The 7,027-nt window shown below is 66.1% G+C and carries 6 protein-coding genes, 1 tRNA gene and 1 pseudogene; 3 read left to right on the top strand and 5 right to left on the bottom strand.

Features of this window, described 5'->3' with window-relative positions:
- Positions 1 to 680: pseudogene (locus tag QZ281_RS17700) on the bottom strand (oligoendopeptidase F); the annotation flags it as partial.
- 102 nt (positions 681 to 782) lie between these two features.
- Here QZ281_RS17700 and QZ281_RS17705 point away from each other — a divergent pair.
- Both QZ281_RS17705 and QZ281_RS17710 read left to right on the top strand, forming a co-directional pair.
- Positions 783 to 2,564, top strand: a complete 1,782-nt coding sequence (locus QZ281_RS17705) for a DUF4153 domain-containing protein (protein ID WP_292230818.1) — start codon at positions 783 to 785, stop codon at positions 2,562 to 2,564.
- Positions 2,565 to 2,673: 109 nt separating this feature from the next.
- The gene (locus QZ281_RS17710; protein ID WP_292230820.1) at positions 2,674 to 4,125 is read left to right on the top strand and encodes a sigma-54 dependent transcriptional regulator; all 1,452 of its coding nucleotides are present in this window, start codon (positions 2,674 to 2,676) and stop codon (positions 4,123 to 4,125) included.
- Between the two features lie 3 nt (positions 4,126 to 4,128).
- Here the strand turns inward: QZ281_RS17710 and QZ281_RS17715 are convergent, their stop codons facing one another.
- From QZ281_RS17715 to QZ281_RS17730, 4 genes are all read right to left on the bottom strand, one after another.
- Positions 4,129 to 4,410 carry a hypothetical protein gene (locus QZ281_RS17715; protein ID WP_292230827.1) on the bottom strand — a complete coding sequence of 94 codons (282 nt, stop codon included), beginning with the start codon at positions 4,408 to 4,410 and terminating at the stop codon, positions 4,129 to 4,131.
- Between the two features lie 144 nt (positions 4,411 to 4,554).
- Complete coding sequence (locus QZ281_RS17720; RefSeq protein WP_292230823.1) at positions 4,555 to 4,830, bottom strand: DUF2312 domain-containing protein; 276 nt, start codon at positions 4,828 to 4,830, stop codon at positions 4,555 to 4,557.
- Between the two features lie 158 nt (positions 4,831 to 4,988).
- Entirely contained in the window at positions 4,989 to 5,114 is a 126-nt protein-coding gene (gene ykgO, locus QZ281_RS17725) for a type B 50S ribosomal protein L36 (RefSeq protein WP_008263184.1), read from the bottom strand.
- Positions 5,115 to 5,336: 222 nt separating this feature from the next.
- A tRNA-Cys gene (locus QZ281_RS17730) sits at positions 5,337 to 5,413 on the bottom strand.
- 195 nt (positions 5,414 to 5,608) lie between these two features.
- Here QZ281_RS17730 and QZ281_RS17735 point away from each other — a divergent pair.
- Positions 5,609 to 6,904 (top strand): lytic murein transglycosylase, encoded by a 1,296-nt coding sequence (locus tag QZ281_RS17735; protein ID WP_292230825.1) that lies wholly within the window; start codon positions 5,609 to 5,611, stop codon positions 6,902 to 6,904.
- Positions 6,905 to 7,027 lie beyond the last annotated feature (123 nt).

The raw sequence follows: 7,027 nt of genomic DNA on the forward strand, positions 1-7,027 counted from the left end.
GCGTCCGACAGGCCCTCGGCGGCGGCGCGACGGCGCGCAGGCTTGGCGTCAGACAGACGGTTCAGGCTCTCCGCCAGGGTCAGGCTTTCGGCGCCCGCTCCCCTTTTACCGACCTGAGCACGCAGAGCGGCCAGTTGCTCATCGAACAGGCGCGGCCATTGGGCGGTGATCGGACCGCGCTCGGCGATGAAGGTCTCCAGCTCGGTCGAAAGCTCATGCGGCTTCATCGTCCGCACCCGCCGCAGCCAGGGCCGCCAACGCGCAGCGGCGGCATCTGCAGCCAGCGCGGCCTCCAGCTCAGCGTCCCCGATGGCGTTGATTTCCAGCGTCAGCCAGACGGTCGGGGTGGCGATGGCGGTGATCTTTTCACGCACATCCGCCTCGAACCCCTGCGCCCCCGCATCGTCTCGCGCCGTCGAGGCCGACAGGAAGGCGTAGGCGCCCAGCGCGCCCAGAAGATCCGACGACTGTTCATATAGACGGATCGCCCGATCCAGCAGTCCGCCCAGCGCCTGGGCATCCGCACGGGCGGCGACCAGTTTGCCCTGCAGGCCGTTCAACTCGTCCACCAGCCCGCGCGCCTTCGTCAGATCAGCGCCGATCTTGGCGTCGTCTCGCGAAACATAGAGGTCGGTCAGGTCCCAGAGAGGGGCGTCTGTCGGCTTGAAGTGTGCATTCATGGGGCGTGTTGTGGGCAAGCCGGTCCGATGGCGCAACCTTCGCACGTCCTTTCCACCGCGCATTGTCCATGTAATCCTCGATGCAACCGCAAGGAGCCCCCGGTGACCGAGACGACGCAGAACACGGTTCACGACACCGGACGCGCCGGGCTGAAGGGCGAAAACCGCCTGTTTGCCGCACGCGTAGGGATCGGCCTGATCCAGGGCCTGCTGCTCTATGCCCTTTATCGCGCTGCGGACGGCAAGGCCTGGCCGTCGACCGAGCCCGAGCTGTTCGGCGGACTGGCGCTGGCGGTCGGGTTTGCGCCCGTGGCGGCTCTGGCGGGCGTCGGGCGGTTAAGGTGGCCCGCGCTGGCGATCTGGATCGGCGTTGCGGGGCTCGTGCTGTTCCTGCTGGGCTGGCACGATGTGGCGCGGCGGGTGCTGGGCGATTACGATCAGGCGCCCTTCCTGAAATTCCCGGTCATGGCTTTCGCCGCCGCCGCCCTGTTCATCGCCCATCACCTGCTGACGCCCGCAGTCCGCGCCCGGCGCTGGCTGGTCGATTATCATCAGTATTTCGACGTCGCCTGGAAGGCGGGGGTGCAGTTGGCTTTGTCGCTGGGCTTCACCGGCGCCTTCTGGATTCTGCTGCAGTTGGGCGCGGCCCTGTTTGATCTGATCGGGCTGAAATTCCTGACCGATCTGGTGCGTTCGGCCTGGTTCGCCATGCCCGTCACCTGCACCGCCTTCGCCATTGCGGTTCAGTTGACCGATGTGCGCGACGGCCTGATCCGGGGCGTGCGGACCGTGGCCCTGATGCTATTGTCCTGGCTGCTGCTGGTCATCACCGTGCTGGCGGCGGGTTTCCTGGCCGCCCTGCCCTTCACGGGGCTGGAGCCCCTGTGGGCGACGCGCAGCGCCACGGCCATGATCCTGGCGGCGACGGCGGCCCTGATCATCCTGATCAACACGGCCTATCAGGATGGAGAGCCGGACAATCTGCCGCCGCTGGTTTTGCGGATCGCGACCCGGGTCGCCTCGGTTCTGGTCGCGCCATTGGTCGTTCTGGCCATCTGGGGGCTGAGCCTGCGGATCGGTCAGCACGGCCTGACGCAAGACCGGATCATCGCCGCCGCCTGCGCCTTCATCGGCGTCGTCTATGCCGTCGGCTATCTGTTCGCCGCCGTTCGGCCCGGCGCGTGGATGAAGCCGCTGGAGCGTACCAATGTCGTCGCCGCCGTCCTGTCGGTTCTGACAATCCTGGCCCTGTTCAGCCCCCTGCTGGACCCGACGCGCCTGTCGGTGTCCGATCAGGTCGCGCGGCTGGAGCGCGGCAAGGTGAAGGCTGCCGACTTTGACTACGGCTTCCTGCGCTTCGACAGCGGCAAGGCGGGACGCGCGGCGCTGGATCGACTGGCGGCCTCCACGGACGCTGAGACGGCGCGTCTGGCCCGTGAGGCCAAGGCGTCAGACAACCGATCCGCCTATTCTCCAGACGAAACGCGTGAACTGGCCCGTCAGGTGAAGATCGAGCCGATCGCAGGTCAGACCCTGCCGCCCGACTTCATGGCCCAGATCCAGAGCCAGCCTGATCTTGCGCTCAACTGCCGCAGCGACGAGGCCTGTGTCTTGCGCATGACCGATCTGGATGGCGATGGTCGTCAAGACGTTTTGCTGGCCAACGGGGCAGTGATCCTGGCCTTCACTCAGGGCGAAGATGGCCGGTGGCGTCAAAGGGCACGGTATAATGCGACGTGCGGCGGTGCACCGCCTATCGACCTGAAGGCCGCATTGAAAGCGGGCGTGGAAACGGCGCCGATGCGTCTGCCCGATCTGATCGTCAACGGTCGTCGGCTGCAGTTCTGGCCGGAGACGCGGTGCGATGCAGAAGCTGCACGTTAACGGGTCGGACACCACGCCGGACAACGCGATTTTCACCTCGACACCCTAGAAATCGTCCCGAAACGGGCCATCCGCCAAGGCTGGCCGCAAGGATGATGAAGGGCTGAACATGGCCAAGACCGTTCTGGTCGTCGACGACGATCCGACCCAGCGCCGACTGTTGCAGGCCGTGCTGGAACGCGACGGCTATGCGGTGGTGCACGCCATTAGCGGCGGCGAGGCCATCGACCGTATGACGAAAGGCGGCGGCGCGGACGTGATCCTGCTGGATATGGTCATGCCAGAGATGTCGGGCATGGAGTGCCTGGCCGAAATGCGCAGCGCTGGCGTGACGACGCCAGTCATCGTCCTGACGGCCAACGGCGGCATCGACACCGTGGTCAAGGCCATGCAGGCGGGCGCCCAGGACTTCTTCGTCAAGCCGGTCAGCCCCGAACGGCTGCTGATCGGGGTGCGCAACGCCCTGCAGCTGACGCAACTGACGGCCGAGGTTGGACGCCTGACCAAGCGCGCTCTGGGTCGCGCCAGTTTCGACGACATCGTTGGCGATGGTCCGGCCATGCGGATGGTCAAGGCGCTGGGCGCGCGGGCGGCCAAGTCCTCCATCCCCGTCCTGATCACCGGCGAAAGCGGTGTCGGTAAGGAAGTCATCGCCCGCGCCCTGCACGGCGCCAGCGACCGGGCGGGCAAACCGTTCATCGCGGTCAACTGCGGCGCCCTGCCCGCCAATCTGGCCGAGTCGATCCTGTTCGGACACGAGAAGGGCGCCTTCACCGGGGCGCACGAAAAGACGTTGGGCAAGTTCCGCGAGGCGGACGGCGGCACCCTGTTCCTGGACGAGATCGGCGAACTGCCGCTGGATCTTCAGGTCAAGCTTCTACGCGCCCTGCAGGAAAGCGAGATCGATCCCGTCGGCGGCAAGCGTCCGGTCAAGATCGACGTGCGCATCGTCTCGGCGACCAATCGCGACCCCGGCCAGCAGGTCAAGGACGGCGCCTTCCGCGAGGACCTGTTCTATCGCCTGAACGTCTTCCCGATCGAGGCCCCTTCGCTGCGTGAACGGCGCGAGGATATCCCCGCCCTGATCGACCACTTCATCGCCCGCTTTAACGCCGAGGAAGGCAAGCGGATCGCCGGATGTGCGCCGGAAACCCTGACCATGCTGCAGGCCCACGACTGGCCCGGCAACGTCCGCCAGTTGGAGAATGCGGTGTTCCGCGCCATCGTCCTGGCCGACGCGCCCTTCCTGCAGCCACACGACTTCCCGGCCATTTCCGGCGTCGCCGCCCCCATGCCTGACCTCATGCCGTCGGCGGCTGCGGTGGCGTCCGTGGCCCACAGTGATCTGGCGGCCCTGCCCGATCAACCGATCCGTATTCTGGACGAGCGCGGCCATCTGCGGACGCTGGAAGAGATCGAACGCGACCTGATCCAGCACGCCATCGAGGTCTATGCCGGCCATATGAGCGAGATCGCCCGCCGCCTCGGCATCGGCCGCTCCACCCTGTACCGCAAGGTCCGCGAACAGGGGCTGGAGGAGCAGTTGAAGGAAGCGAGCTGAGCCTCAGCCTTCCTTCGGCTTCCTGCCCCACCGGCGTTTGGGCTCCTCACCGTTCGCCTTGGCGGTGATTTCCTTCAGCTTGCGGCCCTGCATGGCTGACAGGGCCTGACCCGGTGCGCCCTTTTCGGGGTCGGCGAAGGCGCGGCCGTGGGTTTTGACGCGGTCGCTGACGGAATCGAGGAACTCGCCCTCCCATTCAGACAGCGAAACGCCCGCCTTCTCTGCCGAGCGGCGGGCGCGTTTCAAGGCGTTGAGGGCGGCGCGTTTGGCGGCCTCACGCTGCATCTCGAACGGGCTGGGCAAGGGTTTCTTGCTGGCGCTGCCGCCCTTGGGGCTAGTTGAGCGCGGGGCGCCGTCGCCTTTCGGGCTGCCTGATCGTGACAGCCCGCCGCCTGGCTTGAAGGGCGTGCGCTTCAAGCCGGGTCAGCCTCAGATCTCGCCGAGCGCCGACATGTAGAGGTCCAGGATGGCGTCTTCTTCCTGACGCTTGGCCTTGTCCTGCTTGCGGATGCGCAGAACCTTGCGAAGGATCTTGACGTCATAGCCCTCGCCCTTGGCCTCGGCGAAGACCTCCTTCATGTCGGTCATGACGGCCTGCTTGTCTTCTTCGAGGCGCTCAAGGCGTTCGATGATGCTGCGCAGGCGGCCCTGGGCCGTCGAGTTGAGAACGTCGGGACCACCGTCGAACGAGGCGTCGTCAGCCATGGGGAATACTCCAGTAATCAGGCGCGGACGCTAACCATGACCGGGCGCATGGCTCAACCGCGAACACGAAAAAGGCCGCGGACAAAATCCGCAGCCTGTGGATCGTCAGCAAGACGCTGTGCGCGCACGCCGCCAAAGCGGCGCGCAGGCAGGACAGCTTAGCCTTGCTTCGCCTTGAAGCGCGGGTCGGTCTTGTTGATGACGAAGACGACGCCCTTGCGACGCACGACTTTGCAATCGCGGTGGCGGGTCTTCAGAGACTTGAGCGAGCTACGGACCTTCATGGTCGGACGTCCTGAGAGAAACCAATAGAAAAGCCGCTGACCCGGGCGGATCGCGGCGGAGGCGGTCGTATAGATAGACGAGTCGGATGCGTCAACCCAAACCGCCCTGCCCTGTCCCGTTTTTCAGGCGGGGCGGGCTTTTTAGAGCCGCGCGGGGACAAAAACGGGCCCCATCGAGGGACTCGCCAAAGTCGCACGAACCACGGCGACGCATAAAAACGCTGGAGGCCTGACCTCCGAGTCGAACGGAGGGTTTACGGGGTTGCACCCCCGTCGCGTCGCCACTCCGCCATCAGGCCGTCAGAGCTTAAGCTGCGCCATTACGCCGCAGCGCGTTAACACAGTCCAAACAGAAGTTCGAAACCTTGGAATAGCCGTCAAAGGATGGGATGCGACGGCAACGGTTTAGGGCCATGTGCGCTTTAAGCCCATCACAATGACATTCGCGGGGATGTCATTTCACGTTTCCAGTCGAGGGCTTTACCCTGAATCTCATGCGTTTTTCCTTCCGCCTTCTTCTGATTGGTTCGGTCGCAGCCTGCGCCCCGATGCTGCCTGAGCCGCCGCTGCCCTCGATGACGCCGGGACCGCAGCCGAGCGTGACCCAGCCTGCATCGCCAACACCTTCGCCCGCGACGCCCGCCCCCCAGACGCCGCCCCTGACCGCCTATGACCAGCAGGGTTTCGACGGATGGAAACAGGGCTTCCTGGCGCGCAAGGGCGGCGCCCATCGGGCCGCCTACGCCCGGGAGCTGGAAGGCCTGACGCCGGATGCGACGGTGATCCGTCTGGACCGCAACCAGCCTGAGTTCTCGCGCCCCGCCGGCGCCTATATCCAGAACGCCGTGACCCCCGTGCGCATCGCCCAGGCCCGCCAGCGCATCGACCGCGTGCCGTGGCCGGTGGTGCAGCGCTTCGGCGTGCCCAGCGAGATTCTGGTCGGCGTCTGGGCGCAGGAAAGCGCCTTTGGTCAGGTCCAGGGCAATTACGACGTGATCCGCTCGCTGGCGACCCTGGCCTATGACGGGCGTCGCCGCGACTGGGCCGAGACCCAGCTGAAATATGCGCTGGATATCGTCATCGAGGGCAAGCGCACGCGCGAAGGCCTGAAAGGCAGCTGGGCCGGGGCCATGGGCCAGACCCAGTTCATGCCCGACAACTATCTGCGCCTGGGCATCGACCAGGACGGCGACGGCAAGGTCGACATCTGGGGCAATGACGGCGACGCCCTGGCCTCGGCCGCCAATCTGCTGGCCCAGGCCGGATGGAAGCGCGGACAGGGCTGGGGTTATGAGGTCACCCTGCCCGCCGGGTTCAACTATGCCGACGCCGAGGGTCCGAAACACGACTGGGCCTATTGGTCGGCGCGCGGCGTGCGTCTGGCGCAGGGCGGCACGCCGAACGGCGCCGAGGCGCTGGAGCAGGCCACGATCCTGCTGCCGCAGGGCGCCAACGGCCCCGCCTTCCTGGCCCTGCCGAACCACTATGTGATCCGCGCCTACAACAACTCGGTCTCCTACGCCCTGGCCATCGGCCTGACGGCGGACGGAATCATGGGCAAGCCGGGACTGAGCAAGGCCTGGCCCAACGACCCGGCCATGACACGCGACCAGCGCATCGGCGCCCAGTCGGCCCTGACGCGTCTGGGCTATGACACGCAAGGGGTCGACGGCGTGATCGGATCGAACACGCGCGCGGCCCTGCGCCGCTGGCAACTGGCCAACAACCGCACGGCGGACGGCTATCTGACTGCGCCCCTGGCCGATGAACTGATCCGCAAGGCGAACTGAAAACCGAACGGCGGGCATGGGTTCAGGCTCCTGCCCGTCGAAGGCGGAGGGGATGGAGAGCTGGGCGAGGCGCCGGGCCTTCGCCCGGAGTTGTTTGTAGAATTACCGTTTCGACGAAGGTTT

This window comes from Brevundimonas sp. (genome assembly GCF_018608325.1).
Lineage (GTDB): Bacteria > Pseudomonadota > Alphaproteobacteria > Caulobacterales > Caulobacteraceae > Brevundimonas.